This is a genomic window from Gynuella sp. (genome assembly GCF_050297175.1).
Taxonomy (GTDB): Bacteria; Pseudomonadota; Gammaproteobacteria; order Pseudomonadales; family Natronospirillaceae; genus Gynuella.
Genome location: NZ_JBNKSF010000039.1, coordinates 83,436 through 104,415 on the forward strand (window position 1 = coordinate 83,436; position 20,980 = coordinate 104,415).

A 20,980-nucleotide genomic window follows, 5' to 3' on the forward strand; every position below is an offset into this window, starting at 1 on the left:
TCAGTCAGCAGAAATACTCGGCTGTGCCCGTTCGATCACATAGGCACAATCACTGCCTGGCGGCAATGTGCCATACATAGAACCAGGATTAAGCGCCAGACGACTGCGAACAAACAAGTCAGCTACCCGTCCATCGCCGTGCTCGATCAGCATGGCTGCCTGCCAGGCCAGTGCCAGACTCTCAACCAGAGTTCGGGCCTGATATTCGAGATTATCCGGACTGGAGGCTAGCGGTTTGATCACCCGATCAATCAGTAGCCGCAACTCATTGGCAGCCTGTGCTGCCGGTTCAAGCTGTTGTAACAGCCCCTCAAAACAAGCCGGGTCCTTCTTGATGACCCGGACCACATCCAGACACTGAATATTGCCGGAGCCCTCCCAGATGGCATTGACCGGAGCATCCCGGTACAACCGCGCCAGCACGTTGTCCTCAATCATCGCCACCGCCCCAATCGACTCCATCGCTTCATAACTGTGCTGAACCGTGCGCTTACAGATCCAGTATTTCCCAACAGCAGTACCGATCCGTACCAATGCTCGCTCACACTCATCATCTGCGTGATCCAGTGCATGGGCAATGCGTAAGGAGATGGCCAGCGCGGCTTCGGCTTCCAAAGCCAGATCCGCCAGCACATTCTGCATCAGTGGCTGTTGATGTAATGGTTTGCCGAAAGCAGCGCGACCTGCGGTATGATGCAAGGCCTGGGCAACTGCCAGCCGCATTTGTGCCGACGACCCGACCATACAATCAAACCGGGTCATGGCCACCATTTCCAAAATGGTATTAATGCCTCGACCTTCCGGGCCAATCATCCAGGCAAATGCATCTCGATACTCCATTTCCGAGGATGCATTGGAAACATTACCCACTTTGTTTTTGAGTCTCTGTATATAAAAACTGTTTTTGCTGCCATCGGGCTTCCAACGCGGCAAGAGAAAACAACTGAGGCCACTATCGCTATACGCCAACATCAGAAACGCATCGCACATAGGTGCGGAACAAAACCACTTATGACCGGTTATCAGATATTCCTGCCCCGGTCCTGGCACCCCCAACGGTCGCGCCAGCGTAGTATTGGCACGGACATCAGAGCCCCCCTGCTTTTCGGTCATGGCCATGCCGATTGTCACACCGTTCTTCTGATAAAACGGGATATTTCGGGGATCATAAGTGTTGGTAGTGATTCTGGGAATCCAGTCACCAGCAATATCCGGCTGCTGCCGCAAAGCCGGAACGGATGCAAATGTCATCGTCAACGGACAGCCCGAACCAGCATCAGCCTGAGTATGAAGATACTCGACGGCCGCCCGGACCACATGAGCTCCAGGTTTCGAGTTCACCCAGGGCAGCGCATGATGACCAGCCTCAATCGCCGCTTGCATCAGCTGATGATAAGCCGGGTGATACTCCACCATATCAATACGGTGACCAAAACGATCATGACTGTGGAACTCAGGCTTATATTTGTTGGCTTGAAATCCGGCATCCAGCAGATCATGGCCAACCCGATGACCGTACTGAGTCAGCGCTTCCTCACCCCAGCTCCCGCCAAATACCAGAAGCCAATGATGCAGCACCCGGTCACTGGTATAGGCATTATAATTTTCCAAAGGCTCTGGTTGATTGAAAACATCGTGGGTTTCGGTGGCCATATCAATGCTCCTCCCCTGTCATGGTGGTTGGCATATAGACAGATATATGAGCCGATCATGTTAACCAGATCAACCCTCTATCCGCCATAGAAGGCTTCCCTGAAAGCAGCAATACTGTGTAGGATAAAAAAGTCAGGTACAGCTATTTGCCGTGAAACAGAAGAGGCGCATGCGCGCCTCTGATTCAGGTTCAAAATTCGTCTTCGTCGATCTCCATCAATACCGCGCTGCCTGCTTTGATCTTGCCAAAGTAGGCACTGGTTTCCGGCAACAGTTTCTGAATGAAGAAACGAGCCGTTTTCAGTTTCGCACGATAGAAAGCATCATCTTTACCCATGGCCTGCTCGGCCATGCGGGTCCAAACGTATCCCAGAGACACCAACCCGAACAGATTTAGATAATCACAACCGGCTGCACCAATCTCATTCAGGTCTTTCTGACTGGCAGAAATCACTTGCTCAGTCGCCTGCCGGAGCAGATCCAGACTGCTGCGCAATGCTTCTGTAAATGGCTGTAACTCCGGCGACTTGAGGCCATTCAGATATTGATCTATCTCCTCAACATATATATTCAGCCATTCACCGCCATTGGCCACGACTTTACGACCCATAAGATCCAGCGCCTGAATCCCGTTGGTACCTTCATAGATCTGGGTAATACGGGCATCACGAACATACTGCTCCATACCCCATTCACGAATATATCCATGACCGCCAAATACCTGTTGCCCCAGCACACAGACATCAAAGCCACGATCAGTGAAATACGCCTTGGCCACTGGAGTCAGCAGCGCAACCAGGGCATCGGCACGGGCGCGGGTCGCAGCATCGGAATGGTTCTTGGCGACATCCAGTTGCATACCCACATATGCGGCAAACGCTCTGGCGCCTTCGTTATAAGCTTTCTGAGTCAGTAACATCCGTCGTACATCCGGATGCACCAGTATCGGATCGGCACTTTTCTCCGGCTGGCGAGGGCCGTTCGTAGCTCGCCCCTGAATACGGTCTTTGGCATATGCCAGAGCCTGTTGATAAGACGCTTCACCCAGACCGATTCCCTGAATACCAACCGACAACCGCTCGTAATTCATCATGGTAAACATGGCCTGCAGACCACGATTCACTTCACCAACCAGGTAACCAACAGCACCATCAAAGTTCATCACGCAGGTGGCAGAGCCTTTGATCCCCATTTTGTGTTCGATGGAACCACAGCTGACGGCATTGCGGGCTCCCAGACTATCGTCATCATTAACCAAAAACTTTGGCACCAGGAACAATGAAATACCTTTAGTACCGGAAGGGGCATCAGGGAGCTTGGCGAGTACCAGATGGATGATATTTTCCGTCAGATCATGCTCACCACCGGTAATGAAAATTTTGGTGCCATTCAGATGGTAACTGCCATCGTCTTGCGGTTCTGCGCGGGTCTTGATAATACCGAGATCCGTTCCACAATGAGGCTCAGTCAAACACATGGAACCAGCCCAGGTACCGTCATACAATTTTGGCAGATACTGCTGTTTCAGTGCTTCGCTGGCATGATTATTCAGAGTCATACTGGCCCCGCTGGCCAGTGTGGTATAGAGACCAAACGAAGTGTTGGCGGAAAACAGCATTTCCTCAAACATCACCGTCAGCATCTTCGGCATTCCCTGACCGCCATATTCCGGACTGCCACCAAGACCGGTCCAGCCATTTTCGGCATACAACCGATAGGCTTCCTTAAATCCTTTGGGAGTGGTCACGACAGAGTCCTGCCAGTGACAGCCTTCCTCATCGCCATTACGATTCAGCGGTGCCAGTTCGTTCTCACATAACCGGGCACCTTCCTCCAGAATCGCACTGACCAGATCGGGTGTTACTTCCTGAGTATTCTCCATTGATGCCCACAACTCCGGTGCCTGCCACACTTCATTGAGGACAAATTGCATGTCACGAATAGGTGCTTTGAATTCAGCCATCATCATTACCTGTTTTATTGTTATTGCTCAGCGGGCTACTGAATAGAATGATCAGACAGTTGTGCCGGGCATACTGCCCGGCACGCGATGATCATAGAAACGCAAAATGTTCCGGATCCAGCGCCATCAGTGTCTCGGCACCATTGAGCATGGCCCCTTTATGCCCGTCGGCCCTCGGCAAAATCCGCTGGAAGTAAAATCTTGCGGTTGCCAGCTTGGCCTTATAAAAATCTTCATCTGACGTTCCTGCGACCAGGGATGCTTGCGCAGTCTTGGCCATAGCAGCCCAGAAATATGCCAGTGTGATATAGCCTGAGTACATCAGATAGTCGACAGATGCCGCCCCTACTTCTTCACGATCCTGCATGGCTTTCATGCCAATCTGCATGGTGACATCGCCCCAATCTTTATTGTAGGCCGCCAGTGGCTCAGCAAATTCCTTCATATCAGCATTATCTGCTTCGGCCTGACAGAATTTGTGAATGATTTTGGTGAAATGACGCAACAGCTCACCTTGACTCATGAGCACTTTTCGACCCAGCAGATCAAGCGACTGAATACCAGTCGTACCTTCGTAAATCGTGGCAATACGGGTATCGCGGACAATCTGTTCCATCCCCCATTCAGCAATATAGCCATGACCACCAAATACCTGCATACCCAGATTGGTTGCTTCATAACCCGTCTCAGTCAGAAAGGCTTTGGCAATTGGGGTCAACAGGCTCAGCAGGTCTTCCGCTTGTTTAATCTCAGCTTCGTCCTGACTGCGATGAATGGTGTCACCCAGCATCGAACAATAATAAATCATCGCCCGGCCGCCTTCGGCAATAGCTTTCTGAGTCATCAGCATACGGCGGACATCAGGGTGAACAATAATCGGATCGGCAGGTTTGTCCGGTGCTTTCGGCCCAGATAAAGACCGCATCGCCAGACGATCCTTGGCATAGGTCAACGCCCCCTGGAAAGACTGCTCGGCAGCAGCCACACCTTGCATGGCAGAGCCCAGACGCGCGAGGTTCATAAAGGTAAACATGCAGTTCAAACCTTTATTCGGCGGGCCAATCAAAAAACCTTTAGCGGCATCAAAGTTCAATACTGCAGTGGCATTACCGTGAATACCCATCTTGTGTTCAAGCGATCCACAGGTCACATTGCGAGTACCATCGGGCAGGAACTTCGGCACGATAAACAACGATATCCCCTTGGTGCCTTCAGGTGCGTCCGGCAGGCGCGCCAATACAATGTGAACAATGTTTTCGGCCATATCGTGCTCACCGGCGGAGATGAAAATCTTCGTACCGGTGATGGCGTAAGAGCCGTCGTCATTTGGCTCAGCCTTGCTTTTGAGGATACCCAGGTCGGATCCGCAATGCGGTTCTGTCAGACACATGGTGCCGGTCCATTCGCCACTGATCAGTTTGGTCAGGTAAGTCTCTTTCTGCTCATCAGTGCCAAACTTGTCGATAGTGTGTTTGGCACCGTGACTCAGACCGGGATACATCCCCCAAGCCCAGTTGGCGGTCGCTACAAACTCCGAAAATACGGTTGCAAGTGATTCGGGCAGCCCCTGACCTCCAAACTCTTCTGATGCGGAAAGACTCGGCCAGCCACCTTCCACATACTGTGCATAAGCTTCTTTAAAGCCGGGAGGAGTAGTGACTTCGCCATCCTTAAAAGTACATCCCTGATCACCGGCCTGATACAAAGGCGAAAGCACCTGCTCACAGAACTTGGCCCCTTCCGTCAGGATGGCATCGATCATGTCGCGGGTGGCATCGGATGCGCCCAGCTTTTCATAATGGGCTTCACCTTGGAGCAGCTCATACAGCACAAATTGAGTATCACGCATCGGTACTTTGTATTCTGGCATGGTGGTTTTCCTCGAATAATGGTTGGCGACTGAAGAATTCAAACAACTGTTTGAAACATATGTTTGTAATTGCCCTCCGTCAAGTAAAGTGTTTTTCCACTCAACAAAACAAAACACAAGTACGCCATCGGGTGAATAATCCAGGATGAAACTCTGTGATTACTGAATTTCAGGCAAGCGAAAAAATCGCTACAGCCCACGGGAGGAGCGGCCTGAATCACCCAAAAATTTCGAGTGTTGCGAAAAAGAGACAAATTAAGTTATTGATTTTTAAAGGTTTTCTTACAAAACCTCCTTACATGTCGCCAGCAACAGACAGATACTTGGAGTATTTTCGTCTGTCCGTGTCGAGCCATCTCAAAAAATAACCATAACCCATTGATTTATATAAATTTTTTAAAGATGGCACGGCGATTGATATACGTAGAGTGCTTGCTTAAAACGTCACGAAACTATTAAGCAAATTATAAATATAGAAATTACAACTCAACATATGAATACGGAGTAATACTCATGAAAAAAGTACTGTTATTGTCATCTTTAATGCTGGCCGCTACAACTTCATTCGCATTCGATCAAGTGGCTTCAGCCAATGTTACTTTCAAATCTATCGATATGAACGCTGACGGTTTTATTAGCTCAGAAGAAGCTGTTTCCTATGACGCGTTGGTAGGACAATTCAACAGCCTGGATACCGACCAAGACGGAATGTTGTCTGAAGACGAGTTCAGCCAGTTCGGTGAAACCACCAATTAATCAGTTTTAGTTTACAGGGCAGTCTGGCAAGGATAAGGCAACCCAAAGAAATCTTATGTACGCCTCATAATTTGGTAAGCCTTATCCGCCCTGTCATTGTTAAGATACCTTTGAAAAATCTTATTTTTTTTAAAGGTATCTTCCAAAGGAATATGAATATACGTTTTCAACCCTCATCGTTACGCCAACTGATTCTCATCGGTTTTTTTGTTTCACTGATCCCTCTGGCCGTGTTGCTCTGGCAAAGCACCAAGGTTCTGCGGCAGATCAGTCGCTCATCCATCGCCTATTCCCAACAATCCAGCGATCTGGTCCGTAATGCCGAAACCATGGACGATCTGCTGATTGATATCGAGCGCGCCATCAAACAATTCACCATTGTCAAAACCGACGCACTGGCAGAACTTGCAAATGCCCATCTGAAAAAATATCAGGATCTGCAACAACGGCTCTGTGCGGTATCCCCCCTGGACCTGACTGCGTTTTGCAGCACCCAGCAACAACAAATTGGCATGCTAACCAGTAATTTTACTGCCATGGACATCAAACAACTCGACCCTATCTTTAACCAGACCCGACAACAACAGCAACGACTGATGACATCGGTATGGTCTTATCTTGACCAGTCCATTGAGCAACAACGAGAGTATGTTGAGCAGCAGCAGCGACGCATGAATATACTGCTGGTCTCACTGGTACTGGCCACTTTTGCATTGATTGTCTTAATGAGTGGTCGCCTGGCAGCACCGGTGAAACTGCTGGAGGAAAAAATCAAGCTTATTGGAGCCGGCGAAAATGCTCACCATGATAAGAGTGAAAAGTTCGTCGGTCCGGAAGAGTTTCAACTGATTTATGAACGCCTGAACTGGCTGTCGGCGAGACTGGAACAATTGGAATCGCTGCGTCAGGCATTCCTGCGACACGCCGCCCATGAACTGAAGACACCACTCTCAAGCATTAAGGAAGGCTGTTCAATTCTATCTGAGCAACTGGCCGGTCCGTTAACCCAGCAACAAATCGAGGTCATCAAACTACTGGACGAAGGCGTCGACCGCTTACGGCACCTGACAGATCAGTTGCTCGACTACAACTATTTGTTGCAACAGACAGCGCCAACATTGGTATCTCTGAATCCGAATGACCTGATCCAGGAGTGCCTGTCCATTTACGATCTGGCTTTTCGCAAACGCCAGCAACAGGTTACCGTTGAATGTGACCTGTCAGATATATACTCCGACCACAAATTATTTACACGCATTCTCGACAATTTGTTGAGTAATGCTCAAGCCTATGGCGAACAGAATGGTAAAGTCCTGATTCGCTTAAGCAGACAAAACCGGGAGGCCATACTCATAGTAGCCAATACCGGTGAGAGAGTTCCGGCTGATCAGGGACCACTGCTGTTTAAACCGTTTCATCGGGGTGGAGCCGTCAGACAGGATGCCATCAAAGGTACTGGCTTGGGTCTCTCCATCGTCCATGACTGCGCCCGATTACTGGGCGGTAAAGCCGAGTTGCTGGAATCTGAGCAGTATCAGTTTGGTGTCATCATTTCGTTACCACAACTTTAAGGAAAACCGTGTGAGAAAAGTCTGGTATCTATTTGTTCTGGGGCTGTTATGTTCCTGTCAGCTGCAGGACCTGAAACCAATTCATCAGTCACCGACACAGACGGACGATGCCTCTGTGGCAAACTCATCCATCGCCGCGGATGGCGGTCGAACAGTGACGAACTGCGATGACGATCTGAACGATATCGATCTGTCGGCCAACCTCTGCAACACCATAGCCTGGCAGAACTATCTGGCGGAAATTCCCACTCTCAGCGAAGAACAGCGCATTCAACGCCTGGATACGTTGAATGCGTCATCCCCCGACGAACTCAAACGACTGCTGTTAAACACCGCTCCGACACTACCGTTGCAGCAGCGGATTGATAACCAGATTCTTTTATTCGACAAGGCATCCACCCTGCCCAATCCACTGGGCAACCTGATCTTTATGTATGCCTCACAAAACCAACGGCTAATCGAACAGGAACTCAAAACCCGTCAGTTGGTTACTCAAAACCAGCAACAGCAAAAACAGCTCAAACAACTGCAAAGCAAGCTGGTACAGACACAGAAAAAAATTGATGCACTGACAGAAATAGAACAACAACTCAATGATGTTGAATCCAATACGCAGGAGGGTACGGAAAGTGAGTAACCTGGCAGAAGATCTGATCCAACAACAACGCCCCAAAATATTGCTGGTGGATGATGACCCCAGCCTATTACGGCTGCTAACCATTCGTCTGGAAAGCGAAGGCTATGAAATTATCACCGCAGCAGATGCGGACGAAGCTGTTCGCAGTATCTCTAAACAGCAGTTTTCACTGGTACTGACCGACCTGCGCATGCCCGGTAAAGATGGCATGTATCTGCTTGATTATCTGGCCCGAAAAATACCGTCGCTACCGCTGATCATCATGACGGCTCATGGTTCTATCGCCGATGCCGTGGATGCTACGGAAAAAGGAGCACTCGGATTCATCACCAAACCGATTGATCATCAACAATTGCGTCAGGCTCTGCGAAAAGCATTGTTACAGAGCAACGGTACCGTCGAAGACAGCTGGCGCAGCGAAATCATTTCTCACAGCCCGCTGATGAAAGCAGTACTGGATCAGGCCTACCGGGTGGCACAGAAAGATGTCAGCGTACTGATCACCGGCGCCAGCGGTACTGGTAAAGAGTTGCTGGCCAGGGCAATTCATAAAGCCAGTCACCGGGCGGACAAACCATTCGTGGCCATTAACTGTGGTGCCCTGCCGGAACACTTGCTGGAATCAGAACTGTTTGGCCATACCAAAGGTGCTTTCACCGGAGCCGTCAGTGAAAATAAAGGCCTGTTCCGCGCAGCAGAAGGCGGAACCCTGTTTCTTGATGAAATTGGTGATATGCCTGCACCTCTGCAAGTCAAACTGCTACGGGTATTGCAGGAACGCATGGTGCGTCCGGTCGGTAGCAGCCAGAGCATTCCGGTGGACGTCAAAGTATTGTCCGCGACACACCGGGATCTGCTGGCCGCCATGAAAGACGGCAGCTTCCGTGAAGACCTCTACTATCGCCTGAATGTGGTCAATCTCAAACTACCCAGTCTGAAGGAACGGCCGGAAGATATTCCGCTACTGGTACGCCATATTCTGCTGAAAACAGCAGATAGACACGGCGTCAACGTGACCCGCTTTGCCGATGCTGCCATGTTGAAACTATGCGGTGCCAACTGGACCGGCAACATCCGCCAACTGGTTAACGTGGTGGAACAGTGCGTCGCCCTGACGCACACTCCGGTGGTCAGCGAATCACTAGTGGAACAGGCTCTACTGCAAAACTCCGGGCATTGGCCCGCACTGTCAGAAGCCAGAGATGAATTTGAGCGCCAGTATATTGTTCGGGTATTGAAAATGACCGATGGGATCGTCTCCAGAGCTGCAGAACTGGCAGGCCGGAACCGTACGGATTTCTATAAACTGATGAAGAAGCATGAGCTCAGCAGCGACGATTTTAAAACGGTAAAACATTGATGTCGGAGAATCCCTCCGATAATCCGGGAGCCATATCTGTGCGGCTCCATCACAAAAGCATGGGACACCCCTGCGGTACAGAACGCCCTGATCGAATTGCCGACTAACCGCTGGCCTTAACAATCAGAACAGAGCAGGCAGCCTGAACCGCCACTTTCGCGGTAATCGTGCCAAAACCCGGGTTACCCAGCATATTGGTGGTTTGTTTGTGATTGGCAATAATGATCAGGTCGCACGCTTTTGCCTTGGCAAACTTCAGGATCTCCTCACTGGCATTCCCCAGGAGAACATGCAGAGATACCCGCTCATCCACCCCCATATGCTGTTCAGCGAAAGCCATCAACTTTTCTTCAAACTGCTCGAATTCCGACGACGCTGATGACACCCCATTTAATACGCTCACCAGATATATTTCCGCATCTTCAGCCCTGGCCAAGGCCAACGCCGTTTTGGCAATTTCCGGAGAATAACCATTCTCCTTGAGATCAACAGGAGCTAGAACTTTCTTATACATAATTGCACCATCCTGCTAAATAGCGGTTTTATAAGCATAGTTATGATCGTACATTTCTCAATGTCAGCCTCGACTAAAAAAGCACCAACCATTTGTCGATTTTTTTTACAAAACATCAGTGAGAACTTAATCACACAATGAAACACTGATCACAGCAACCAATGACAAACAAAAAAATACACGCTCTCTCAATTTCTTAATTTTTACCAAAATTCCCTCAAAGCTTGCCAATCAACTGGCCTCTGAGGTCTTTTTCTTCCTTATTGTTAATTTTTGTATATACGTAAAACAGCTCATCCAAAAAAATGACACAAATCGGTCTCATTTTTGCTTTGGAGCCCTAATCGACTGATCTATAAAGCAATCTGTCAATAGACTTTATGAATGAGAAGTGTGAAATACATTCTCAAATATTAAAAAAGGAGATGTAAAGTGCGCCAATTTTTCGGCTTTTGTGTGCTGTTATGCCTGACCATATACACACCTGCCGCAGTTACGGATATTGCGTTCAGCCAGGACTCCGATAACAGCAGTGCCACCGAAGTTCTGGAGCTTCATACGCCCAGAACCTGGAGCAATGTTGCACTGACCAGCGAAGGCGTCGCCGTCGATGTTCAAGTGGAACTCATGAACACATTCCCAGGAACCGTTGAGACGGGAATATCCGGTGACGATCTGGTGGTTTATCTCAATCGCAATCTCACAAATTGCGTTGTCTGTCAGGATAACTACGAAGCCCAAATCCGCTATAGCTTTGTGAACCACGACGACCAGACTCCGGTTACGTTATCCAGCGTGCTCACGATCAAAGACATTGATGGCTGGAGTGACGGCGACTATGAAACCGTATTTTCGCCGTTGGAACATATTGCCAGCGCCAGCATCAACCTCGGTCACGATCTCGAAATCGTACCGGATCTCAGTTCAAAAAATATGGTTTTAAAGGGGCTTGGCGCTCATGATGTTACAGACCCTCAGGCAGCTGCTTCCATCGCTTTTTCGGAAACCTCCTCCTTTACTGTTTATTACACCCGTGCTCACAGTACAGATGCCAATGTCAGCAGCGCATTTTACATGGATGGTAATCTGACACCCGGTTTCTATACCCTTGAAGTGCCCTTCACCCATAAACCTTCTGCTCTGGGGTCAGTCGATATTGCTACCTACAACAGCAGCAGCGTACCCGTTTCCGGAACATCGGCTAGCGCCAAAGCAGACATTGCTGTTTATGTTGATGGAGTAGAAAGCTGCACCACCACCAGTAACAGTGAAGGCCACTGGAGCTGTGACCTATTGGGACTCAGCGATGGACAACACACCATTACGGTCTACGCAATCGCACCTGCACCTGTTGCACCTGGCTTTATTTATGAATACAGCGACTTCACCATTACCGCCGGTGACCAGGATGGCGATGGAACTCTGGACGGTAACGATGCGTTCCCAACCGACCCAACGGAAGATACCGATACTGACCACGATGGCATCGGCAATAATGCTGACAAAGACGACGATGGTGATGGTTACAGCGACAGCGACGAAACTGCTGCCGGCACCGATCCGTTGGATGCTTCAAGCGTACCAGCCGATCAGGACAATGACGGCGTGTCTGATGCCACTGATGATGACATTGACGGCGACGGCACTCTGAATGGCAACGACGCTTTTCCATCCGATCCAGCAGAAGATACCGATACTGACCACGATGGCATCGGCAACAATACCGATAATGACGACGACGGTGATGGCTACAGCGACAGCGACGAAACTGCCGCCGGCACCGACCCATTGGACGATTCAAGCGTACCGGCCGATCAAGACAATGACGGTATTTCTGACACCACCGATAATGACATCGATGGCGACGGCACCCTGAATGGCAACGATGCGTTTCCAACCGATCCAGCGGAAGATACCGATACCGACCACGATGGTATCGGCAACAATGCCGACAATGACGACGATAACGATGGCTACACCGACAGCGACGAAAATGCTGCCGGCACCGATCCACTGGATGCTTCAAGCGTACCGGCCGACCAGGATAACGATGGCGTTTCCGACGCCACCGACGATGACATTGACGGCGACGGCACCCTGAATGACGACGATGCCTTCCCAACCGACCCAGCGGAAGATACCGATACTGACCACGATGGTATCGGCAACCATGCCGACTCTGACGACGACAATGATGGCGTCCCTGACAACCTGGAATCCTCCATTGAAGACACCGATGGTGATGGCCTGGTGAATAGCCTGGATCCGGATTCAGACAATGACCGCATACCGGATCGACTTGAAAGTGGCTTTACCAGCACGGATAGCGACGGTGATGGCATTAACGACTCTTTGGATGTGGATATCACCGCTGGCGTGGATGCCGACAATGATGGCATCGACGATAACGTTGCCCTGAGAGACAGCGATGGTGACGGCGTTGCTGACCTGTTTGATCTGGACTCCGACAACGACGGCAGACCAGACTCACGTGAATCAGGGCTGGGTATCAGCGATGTTGATCATGATCAGATTCCAGACCAGGCTGATCCAGACTTTGTGGCCGGCGGTATTGATGCTGACAATGATGGCATTGAAGACAGCACATTGCTGACAGATACCGATCATGACGGTATTCCCGATTACCTGGATACTGACAGTGACAACGACGGTATTGCCGACAGCGCTGAAAACGGAGCGTCTGGTCTCGATAACGACGGTGACGGTATCGACGACGCTTTTGATATAGATTTTGTCCATGGCATTGACAGCAACATTACCGACAGCAACGGCGATGGTGTCGCAGATACCATGATTGCCATTGACTCTGATGCTAACAATACACTGGATACCCTGATCACCGACCTGGATACCGATAACGATGGCTTCCCCGATTACCAGGATCTGGACAGTGACAATGATGGAATTCCTGATGCCACCGAAGCCAACACCGATCAGGACCATGACGGCCTGGGCGATAATGACATTCTGGAAACCGATCCAGTCGATACAGACCAAGACGGCGTTCCGGACTTTCAGGACACAGACAGTGATGGCGATGGCATAACGGATATTAATGAGTCTGGTAACGGCGAACTTGACCAAAACGGCGATGGTCAGGTCGACAACACCACTGATTCTGATGGTGATGGTATTGCTGATGATGTTGATTTTAATGATGGCGCCTGGGGTACTGACAATGATACTGATGGTGATGGCATCGGCAACGACCAGGATCCTGACGATGATAATGACGGCCTGCCAGACGCCGATGAAGCTCCCGGAGATGCAGACGGCGACGGACTGGATAACTCCCAGGATCCCGACAGCGACAACGATGGCATTATTGACGGCGAAGACGACACACCTACAGAGGCCAACCCGACACCTGGTGCACCGGGAACCGGAAGCCCTGATAACGGTGACAACAGTGGCAGTGGCAGTGGCAGTGGCAGTGGCAGTGTGAATGTCTCCGTATCCAATGGCGGTTCAATGCCGATCTGGGCATTACTGATGTTGCCACTACTCGCGTGCCTGCGATCCAAAAAATAATTATCTTAATAAGCCCGGCTTCGGCTGGGCTTTTGTTTGTCAGGAATACATTGAATGCTCAAAAACACAACTCTGCTTTGCTGTGTCACTCTTTTATCTGGCTATGGGTTAGCTGCCGGGACAGAAAAGCCCACCGGGCTATACTTTGGAGGATCACTCGGCTGGTCCCATCTGGAGCCACAGCCTGATGATAATGCTCCCTATAACGTCTCCGACAAGAACGGTTTTACCTTCCGCCTTCATGGCGGTTATCTGTTAACCCCAAAACTATCTGGTGAACTGTCGTTTGCATCACTGGGAACAACAGGTATTGCAAAAGACAGTGATCCGGACAAAACCATTACAGATATCAATTATTACGCCACCAGCGCAGCGGTCCTCTACCGTCTTTGGGACTATGACCATCCTTACAACCTGTTTGCCAAAGGCGAATTATCTACCTTCTCAACTGACAGTAGCGGAGAAGATATCCCGATCAATAACGACAACACCATACTGCTCGGGTTTGGATTTGGTGCTTCTTATCGTCTCAACCAGCAATTCAATCTACGAGCGGATTTTGACAGCTACTCCGCCGATGCAAAGTCACTGACATTGGGCATTGAATGGCAGCCTGCAAAACGGGAAATGCCTGCCGACGCTGACCACGATGGAGTCATTGATGAACTCGATCACTGTCCTGACAGCAAACCAGGTGCGACCGTAGACAGCATGGGCTGCGAAGTTGCCAAAGACAGCGATGGTGATGGCGTATCAGATGCCATTGACCAGTGTCCTGCCACACCAACAGATCTTAAGGTCGACAGCACAGGCTGCGCGCTTGACAGCGACCAGGATGGTTACCCCGATTACCAGGACCAATGCCCCCATTCCACAGTGGGTGTGAAGGTTAACGACAAAGGTTGTGAAGCAGACAAAGACAGCGATGCCGATCGCGTGGCAGATTCTATGGATTTTTGTCCTGACACCCCTGCCGGCCTGGCGGTCAACCTGAATGGCTGTGAATTGGATGATGACATTGATGGTGTCGTCAATCGCCTGGATCAATGTCCAGATACGCCAGTGGAACAAAGCGTTAACGAAATCGGTTGTCCTCTGACTTATGAACAAACCGTTCAACAGAAAATTGCGATTATTGAACCGTCAAATATCCAGTTCGCTACTGACTCAGCGGAACTGACAGAAGATGCCCGCCGGGAATTACTGGTACTGGTTTCCATCATGAACAGTTATGACAATATCAGCATCGATATCAATGCTTACACTGATAATGTCGGACGCGAAAAATACAATCTGTCTCTGAGTCAGAAACGCGCAGACGGCGTCAAAGCCTACCTGGTTGAACAGGGTATCGCAGCGGAACGTCTGACCGCGGAAGGTTATGGTGAGGCGAGCCCTGTGGCTGATAACGCAACGGCTGAAGGACGATCACTGAACCGACGGGTCGAGTTTATAGTAAAAGGCATTAATTAATTAACCAACAGAACATCAGGGGCCAACGAAAAAGATAATGGTCCCTGATGTTCAAAAGCTTCCCTAGTCAGAGCATCAACATCAGGCAATGTCCGGATTAAGATCTGATATCAGGTTTTGAATTTTCTGATCTGTGCCAGCAAATCCTCAGAGATATTGGCAAGCTCTTCACTTGCAACCGCTATTTTTTCAGCACCATTAGAAGATTCAACCGCCGAGTTGTTGATGGACATAATGGAACGCTCAATTTCATGACAGACTTGGCTCTGTTCCTCAGAAGCCGTCGCTATCTGCGTATTCATATCACTCAATAAATTAATCGCTCTGGAGATTCCATCCAAAGTGGTACCTGCAAAAACAGCACTTTCTCCGGTTTTAGCCGCCCTTTGATTATTGGTTTCCATTGCCGAAGCGGCCATCCGGGTACCATTTTGAAGTTTTTCAATGGCATCTTTGACTTCAGAAGTCGAGTCCTGGGTTTTCTGAGCCAGGTCCCTGACCTCATCGGCAACCACTGCAAACCCACGCCCTTGATTTCCAGCTCGTGCAGCTTCTATCGCGGCATTCAATGCCAGTAGATTTGTCTGTTCGGCGATGCCCTGAATGACCGTAATGACAGAACCAATGTTGTCACTGAATTTATCAACCGCCAGAATTTGTTCCGTTACCCGATGAATCTCTTCAACCAATTCTTGTGTCGCCCGGGTTGCGGAGCGTACAGCTTCATTCCCCAGTTCAACCTGTTGTGACGTTTCAGATGTTTCGCGGTTTGCATTTTCAGCATTCGCAGCAATTTCTCTTGCGGTACTCAGCATCTCGGTCATGGCAGTCGTGACCTGTTGGATCTCATCACGTTGTTGCAAAACATTCGTTTTGGAGTGTTCACTGATATTGTTAAGTGCCACAGCGGAGGAAGAAAGCGTTTGTGCCGACTGGTTGATATTTTTCACCAGACTTCTGATTTTACCCAACATGGTTTCAAAACTATTGGCAATGGTCACCAGCTCATTTTTACCTTCAAGTCTCAGCTCAACCGACAGGTCTGAGTTTTCAGTAATCGTATTAATCGAATGACCAAGCTTATCCAGCGGTGACTTAATACTCAGGTACGTTATCACTCCAACCGCGCTGACAACAAAGAGAGTCACCAGGGCAATCAGAATAAATATCGACCGGCTGGCAAAGTAACTTTCATTGATCGCATCTTTTTCAGTTTGTGCCACAGAAATCTGCAAATCAATCAATTGATTAATGATATTACTGATAGGATCAATGCTGCGATATAACGGACCATCGTAGGCTCCCAGCTTAGCGGTCACATCCCCACGCATACCAGTACTTCGCAAAGCATTTTCAACCTCATCCAATGAGCGATTGGCAATCACAAACAGGTTTTCAGCCTGCTTGACCAGACGTACTTCCTCCTGAGTCAGCGACGTTGCTAAATATTGTTGCCATACCTGTGTAATTTCCTTTCGGGCTAACTGAATAGCCACCAAGGCATTACCTCCGGAAATAGAACCACTGTTAGCCTTATTGATACTGTCTATGACAGAAACAGCGTAGTCGTCGGCAATGACTTTTAACTGTTCCAACGGAACAATACGATCACGGTATATTCGATCAACCCCACGACTGGCTTCTTCTAACTGTCCCATTGCCACAAAAACAATAAGAGCAATTCCAATCACGGGAAAAACAGACATCGTAATCAGTTTTTGGCGAATGGATATCCTATCTAACATATTAAAATTCCCATGCTGTATATTTGTAGAGTGTGTTCGATTAATTGTGGTTATAAGTTATGAGTGACAAGAAACACGAACATCTGTTTTTGTTAATCTGACCAAAGCCAAAATACAAATGAATGGAGATTATTTTCCCTATCGCACTCTGCGCAGGAAATACATTAAGGAGCAGTTCAATAATACCGACAGATCAGGATCTGACGGCACTCACAATAAACAGATAGATTATTCAGGCGGGCTGGCAATGATGTGGCGACTCATAAATGACGCCAGTTATCACATTTAGCGCCAAAGTGTTTTCCATGCAGGTTTTATGATTGTTGTTTTCATCGAACAGCACAGGAATTTCAATAAACACATAGAAACCTTCCTGAATGATCAGTATTCCAATGACTCTCTGTCAGAACCTATAACTTTAACCCAATATACAATGTAAACCAGGGCCAAAGTTTTGTTCATTTAAAAAAAGAGACTTCGTTCACAGAGCTTCTTACAAAACAATGGGTAAAAACTCAACAGAAAGGATCACTTTTGCCGTTATTAAGAAAATCCAAATATTACAAAATTCCGGGCCATCATCGCTCCATCTTGAACATACGGTCTAACGAAAAAGTACCGGGGCCCATCACCAGAATGACCGCCAATATTGCCACCCACCAGGCAGCGGGATTCCACCAGTGAGCCCATTCAGGAAATACCGCCAGCTGGATAAATCCGACCATAAACAATAGACCCAGAGCCGCTACCCGGCTGAATAACCCTATTATTAACATAACCGGCAAAAGGACCTCCATGATTCCCGCCGTTACCGCCAGCGCCTTGATTACTCCGATTAACCAACTTCCCTCAGCATAATCCAAAGTTTGCGGGTCACACAGTAAAAGAGCCCCCGGACGAATCGGGTCTGGGCAAAAAAACTCATATAGGAATAGATCATATTTGTCCGCATTAAAATCAAACCAGCCATTCCATTTAGTCAGGCCGGATAATAAAAACACTCTTGCAACCAATAATCTCAACATCAGCAGCAAGACAGGAGTTAGCACCCGTTGAAGCTGACTTGAGACTGCTCGATAACCTGAACCTAATAGTTCCGTATTCATACTAATTCTCCATGTACATCAACAGCGCCTGTTCAATCGACAGTGAAAAAAATTCACTGACTTCAAATTCACTATCAACAGCCAAGGCTATTTCCGAAGCCCGATACAAATTTTTGCGGGTGTCCAGTTCATGCAAAAAAGACCATTGAGCGGATGTAATTGGCTGCACCCGGACACAGCCATCCCGTTTCCAAAGCAATACATGCTGCAGTTGAGGTTGCCATGAAGGGATTGCAGGACATTCCGCCTGCTTAAACGCCTGCCAGTACGGCAATACATCATATTGCAGCGTCAGCAACCGCACCGATGGTGCCAACCCGATAAGCAATTCGCCCAGGTCCTGTTGCTGTTTGACCAGTTCAGCGATCTGCTCAGTCGTTACAGCACCACCATCAGCTTCGTTCAGACATACCAGCCAAGCCAGATCCAAACGCGCCAGGTCTGCCAAATATACTGAAGAAGGAAGCATCTCGGAGATGAAATCGGCAAAATGGTGACCATACTCCACCAGTGTTCCATGCTCTGGTGGCCATTGCTCGACATAACGACGCGCAAGATTTTTAAATTCCATTTCACTGATCAATGTCTGAAGCACTGGAAAATTTGCCTTGAGAGCTCCGATACACGACTTATAAAAACCGTTTCGATACAGCTGCATGACTGTTCGAGCATTTTTATGACTATCCTGTGCAACGAATGCCATCAATGGGTCAGCATATCCGCGACTTAGATAATCCGAAAAAGCTAGGAGGTAGCGATCTGTTTGCTGCATGTGAAACCACTCTGGGTGAGTATCTGATCGAGCATGGTTTGCGCCTGATTACGCTCCTGCATCAAATCATCGTATACGGGAATATTGTCATCCCTCTCCAGCAAGACCGGAACATAACCGAAACGTTGCAAAGCAAATTGAAGTAGTGACCAGACGGCTTCACTGACCGTATCAGCATGGCTGTCAATCAATAGTTCATTTTTTAGCCCTGGATCTTCGCTGTAGCCGGCAATATGTATTTCCTCAACGAATGCTGGATCGATCTGACGCAGATAGTCTTCTGCTTTCTGACCACAGTTGTATTCACTGACATACAGGTTATTAACGTCAATCAATAAGCGACAACCAGTACGCCGGCAGACCTCCAACAGAAAATCGGGCTCATCCATTTCCGTCATCAACGAAACATAGTGACTGGGATTTTCAATCGCAATGTGACGGCCAATGGCATTTTGGTAAGCATCCACACCATCGCACAAAGCCTGCAACGCGTCTCGGGTTTTCGGCAGAGGTAATAACTCGGCAAAGTAATGGTCCTGATAACCGGACCAGGCTGCATGTTCAGATACCAGCTGTGGATTGAACGTTTTCACCAGTTCGGCGACTTTGCTCAAATGCTCCGCGGAACTGCGCATGGGGCTGCCGAGCGATCCACCTACACCATGAAAACTGAGGGGAAACTGTTCAGCCACACGTTGCAGATACTGCCTTCTCGGCCCGCCTTTAACAAAATAGTTTTCAGTATGGACCTCAAACCACAAGCCCTCTGCCTGACAGGCTAGCGCCTGTTCATAGTGCTCTGGCTTCAGGTTAATGCCAGCTCCCATAGTGACAGCAGCCGTTGCAGGAGAACATGGTGTTGAGGCCATAAAAAATACCTTTTAGCAGTACTGTACAATCACATTTCAACCAACGATCCCATACCCTTGGGAGTCATAATGTACTCACAACTACCTTTGGGAACATAGGTCCAGGCATTGCTTTGAAAATCAACGGTTGATGTTCCTTCACAACTGGTTCCTGCCCCGGCCTTACAATCGTTTTCACCAGCCAATGCCACACCAAAACATTTGTCTTTACGACCACTGACTTTTTCCCCGGCCTGCCACTCCTTAAACTGCATCTGAACATTTTCCGAAGCCTTAGGTGAAATGCTGAGTTCAGCATTAGGTTTTGCCTGGGCCATAGAACCAGCAACAGCTAGAGCCACACCTGCAATCAGTGCCTGATTGATATTCATGGAACTTTCCTCATTTGCTACGATGTAAAAATTACTTCGAAAACTTAGACTGGGGGACTGAAAAAAGGTTCCACAGATCAATCATTTTTTTTATGAGGACGATAACCGTGCCAGACCTGGCAGATGGAGTGGTGCTCTAAAGCTCATCAAGCTGTTCAATATTTTCAAGCAATCGTGTACGTAATGTTAGGGCCGGCACAGGGCAATGGTCATAACGACCAAACAGACGATAACGACGCCACGCCAACTGCTCATATAAGTAATCAGTCAACCCTCGTGGTAACCAGCGGAATCCTCTCAACCAGCGCCATGGACGGTCAAGATAACCGGCAATAGCAAACAACGCTGAGCTGCGGGTAAACACACCCGATTCTGTTATCACCATAATGGTATTGTTTTGCAGCAGATTAATGCCAAACCGCTGCTGCAGGTATTGTCCCAGCTCTGATTGCAGAGGAACGACCTTAAGCTGCTGACGCGAATCATGGCGATCAATAAAACGTACCGCGGCATGGCACAACACACAAACGCCGTCAAAGACAATCAGCGGATACGGCAGCGGTAAAATATTCTCCGAACAGCTGACCAACTACAATTGCTCCAGATATCGTTGCACCATTGCTTCCTGGCTTTCAGGTGGCTCACCATCCTTGAGCGGATCTTTCAGGATCTGTTCCATGGTTGAAACATTGCTGCGACTCATCTGACAGGCAGGCCCCCATAACGTTGACCACATCAGTGCTTTGCCCCAATGCATAAATACCTCCG

17 protein-coding genes are annotated in these 20,980 nt (G+C 48.8%); 6 read left to right on the plus strand and 11 right to left on the minus strand.

What is annotated here, in order from left to right:
- From ACQY6I_RS16560 to ACQY6I_RS16570, 3 genes are all read right to left on the minus strand, one after another.
- Positions 1-1,653, minus strand: a complete 1,653-nt coding sequence (locus ACQY6I_RS16560; RefSeq protein ID WP_428242610.1) for an acyl-CoA dehydrogenase family protein — start codon at positions 1,651-1,653, stop codon at positions 1-3.
- 190 nt (positions 1,654-1,843) lie between these two features.
- On the minus strand, positions 1,844-3,616 hold the full coding sequence (locus ACQY6I_RS16565; protein WP_428242611.1) for an acyl-CoA dehydrogenase C-terminal domain-containing protein: 1,773 nt from the start codon (positions 3,614-3,616) through the stop codon (positions 1,844-1,846).
- Positions 3,617-3,707: 91 nt separating this feature from the next.
- Complete coding sequence (locus tag ACQY6I_RS16570) at positions 3,708-5,486, minus strand: acyl-CoA dehydrogenase C-terminal domain-containing protein (RefSeq protein ID WP_428242612.1); 1,779 nt, start codon at positions 5,484-5,486, stop codon at positions 3,708-3,710.
- A gap of 513 nt (positions 5,487-5,999) precedes the next feature.
- Between ACQY6I_RS16570 and ACQY6I_RS16575 the strand changes: the two genes are divergently transcribed.
- From ACQY6I_RS16575 to ACQY6I_RS16590, 4 genes are all read left to right on the plus strand, one after another.
- Positions 6,000-6,242: a hypothetical protein gene (locus ACQY6I_RS16575; RefSeq protein WP_428242613.1), complete on the plus strand. Its 243-nt coding sequence runs from the start codon at positions 6,000-6,002 to the stop codon at positions 6,240-6,242.
- A gap of 152 nt (positions 6,243-6,394) precedes the next feature.
- The gene (locus ACQY6I_RS16580) at positions 6,395-7,813 is read left to right on the plus strand and encodes a sensor histidine kinase (protein WP_428242614.1); all 1,419 of its coding nucleotides are present in this window, start codon (positions 6,395-6,397) and stop codon (positions 7,811-7,813) included.
- A gap of 10 nt (positions 7,814-7,823) precedes the next feature.
- A complete protein-coding gene (locus ACQY6I_RS16585) occupies positions 7,824-8,450 on the plus strand; it encodes a hypothetical protein (protein ID WP_428242615.1) in 627 nt (208 codons plus the stop codon).
- Positions 8,443-9,810, plus strand: a complete 1,368-nt coding sequence (locus ACQY6I_RS16590) for a sigma 54-interacting transcriptional regulator (protein ID WP_428242616.1) — start codon at positions 8,443-8,445, stop codon at positions 9,808-9,810. The genes ACQY6I_RS16585 and ACQY6I_RS16590 overlap by 8 nt, the downstream gene beginning before the upstream one ends.
- 103 nt (positions 9,811-9,913) lie before the next feature.
- Here the strand turns inward: ACQY6I_RS16590 and ACQY6I_RS16595 are convergent, their stop codons facing one another.
- Positions 9,914-10,324, minus strand: coding sequence for a universal stress protein (locus tag ACQY6I_RS16595; RefSeq protein WP_428242617.1), 411 nt, complete (start codon positions 10,322-10,324; stop codon positions 9,914-9,916).
- 432 nt (positions 10,325-10,756) lie between these two features.
- Between ACQY6I_RS16595 and ACQY6I_RS16600 the strand changes: the two genes are divergently transcribed.
- Both ACQY6I_RS16600 and ACQY6I_RS16605 read left to right on the plus strand, forming a co-directional pair.
- Complete coding sequence (locus ACQY6I_RS16600; RefSeq protein WP_428242618.1) at positions 10,757-13,876, plus strand: GlyGly-CTERM sorting domain-containing protein; 3,120 nt, start codon at positions 10,757-10,759, stop codon at positions 13,874-13,876.
- 54 nt (positions 13,877-13,930) lie between these two features.
- A complete protein-coding gene (locus ACQY6I_RS16605) occupies positions 13,931-15,349 on the plus strand; it encodes an OmpA family protein (protein ID WP_428242619.1) in 1,419 nt (472 codons plus the stop codon).
- 110 nt (positions 15,350-15,459) lie between these two features.
- On the opposite strand, the gene ACQY6I_RS16610 is transcribed toward ACQY6I_RS16605, so the two are convergent.
- From ACQY6I_RS16610 to ACQY6I_RS16640, 7 genes are all read right to left on the minus strand, one after another.
- Entirely contained in the window at positions 15,460-17,094 is a 1,635-nt protein-coding gene (locus ACQY6I_RS16610) for a methyl-accepting chemotaxis protein (RefSeq protein WP_428242620.1), read from the minus strand.
- Between the two features lie 578 nt (positions 17,095-17,672).
- Entirely contained in the window at positions 17,673-18,200 is a 528-nt protein-coding gene (locus ACQY6I_RS16615) for a DoxX family protein (protein ID WP_428242621.1), read from the minus strand.
- 1 nt (position 18,201) lies between these two features.
- A complete protein-coding gene (locus ACQY6I_RS16620) occupies positions 18,202-18,972 on the minus strand; it encodes a putative DNA-binding domain-containing protein (protein ID WP_428242622.1) in 771 nt (256 codons plus the stop codon).
- Positions 18,945-19,841 carry a DUF692 domain-containing protein gene (locus tag ACQY6I_RS16625; RefSeq protein WP_428242623.1) on the minus strand — a complete coding sequence of 299 codons (897 nt, stop codon included), beginning with the start codon at positions 19,839-19,841 and terminating at the stop codon, positions 18,945-18,947. The genes ACQY6I_RS16620 and ACQY6I_RS16625 overlap by 28 nt, the downstream gene beginning before the upstream one ends.
- A 29-nt stretch (positions 19,842-19,870) precedes the next feature.
- A complete protein-coding gene (locus ACQY6I_RS16630; RefSeq protein ID WP_428242624.1) occupies positions 19,871-20,212 on the minus strand; it encodes a DUF2282 domain-containing protein in 342 nt (113 codons plus the stop codon).
- Positions 20,213-20,348: 136 nt separating this feature from the next.
- Complete coding sequence (locus tag ACQY6I_RS16635; protein WP_428242625.1) at positions 20,349-20,801, minus strand: thiol-disulfide oxidoreductase DCC family protein; 453 nt, start codon at positions 20,799-20,801, stop codon at positions 20,349-20,351.
- Positions 20,802-20,969, minus strand: a complete 168-nt coding sequence (locus tag ACQY6I_RS16640) for a hypothetical protein (protein ID WP_428242626.1) — start codon at positions 20,967-20,969, stop codon at positions 20,802-20,804. It lies immediately after the preceding gene.
- Positions 20,970-20,980 lie beyond the last annotated feature (11 nt).

Excerpts from the sequence above, each read along its gene's own strand:
- ACQY6I_RS16560 (WP_428242610.1), bottom strand. The coding sequence starts at position 1,653 with ATGGCCACCGAAACCCACGATGTTTTCAATCAACCAGAGCCTTTGGAA.
- ACQY6I_RS16565 (WP_428242611.1), bottom strand. The coding sequence starts at position 3,616 with ATGGCTGAATTCAAAGCACCTATTCGTGACATGCAATTTGTCCTCAAT.
- ACQY6I_RS16570 (WP_428242612.1), bottom strand. The coding sequence starts at position 5,486 with ATGCCAGAATACAAAGTACCGATGCGTGATACTCAATTTGTGCTGTAT.
- ACQY6I_RS16575 (WP_428242613.1), top strand. The coding sequence starts at position 6,000 with ATGAAAAAAGTACTGTTATTGTCATCTTTAATGCTGGCCGCTACAACT.
- ACQY6I_RS16580 (WP_428242614.1), top strand. The coding sequence starts at position 6,395 with ATGAATATACGTTTTCAACCCTCATCGTTACGCCAACTGATTCTCATC.
- ACQY6I_RS16595 (WP_428242617.1), bottom strand. The coding sequence starts at position 10,324 with ATGTATAAGAAAGTTCTAGCTCCTGTTGATCTCAAGGAGAATGGTTAT.
- ACQY6I_RS16605 (WP_428242619.1), top strand. The coding sequence starts at position 13,931 with ATGCTCAAAAACACAACTCTGCTTTGCTGTGTCACTCTTTTATCTGGC.
- ACQY6I_RS16610 (WP_428242620.1), bottom strand. The coding sequence starts at position 17,094 with ATGTTAGATAGGATATCCATTCGCCAAAAACTGATTACGATGTCTGTT.
- ACQY6I_RS16615 (WP_428242621.1), bottom strand. The coding sequence starts at position 18,200 with ATGAATACGGAACTATTAGGTTCAGGTTATCGAGCAGTCTCAAGTCAG.
- ACQY6I_RS16620 (WP_428242622.1), bottom strand. The coding sequence starts at position 18,972 with ATGCAGCAAACAGATCGCTACCTCCTAGCTTTTTCGGATTATCTAAGT.
- ACQY6I_RS16625 (WP_428242623.1), bottom strand. The coding sequence starts at position 19,841 with ATGGCCTCAACACCATGTTCTCCTGCAACGGCTGCTGTCACTATGGGA.
- ACQY6I_RS16630 (WP_428242624.1), bottom strand. The coding sequence starts at position 20,212 with ATGAATATCAATCAGGCACTGATTGCAGGTGTGGCTCTAGCTGTTGCT.
- ACQY6I_RS16640 (WP_428242626.1), bottom strand. The coding sequence starts at position 20,969 with ATGCATTGGGGCAAAGCACTGATGTGGTCAACGTTATGGGGGCCTGCC.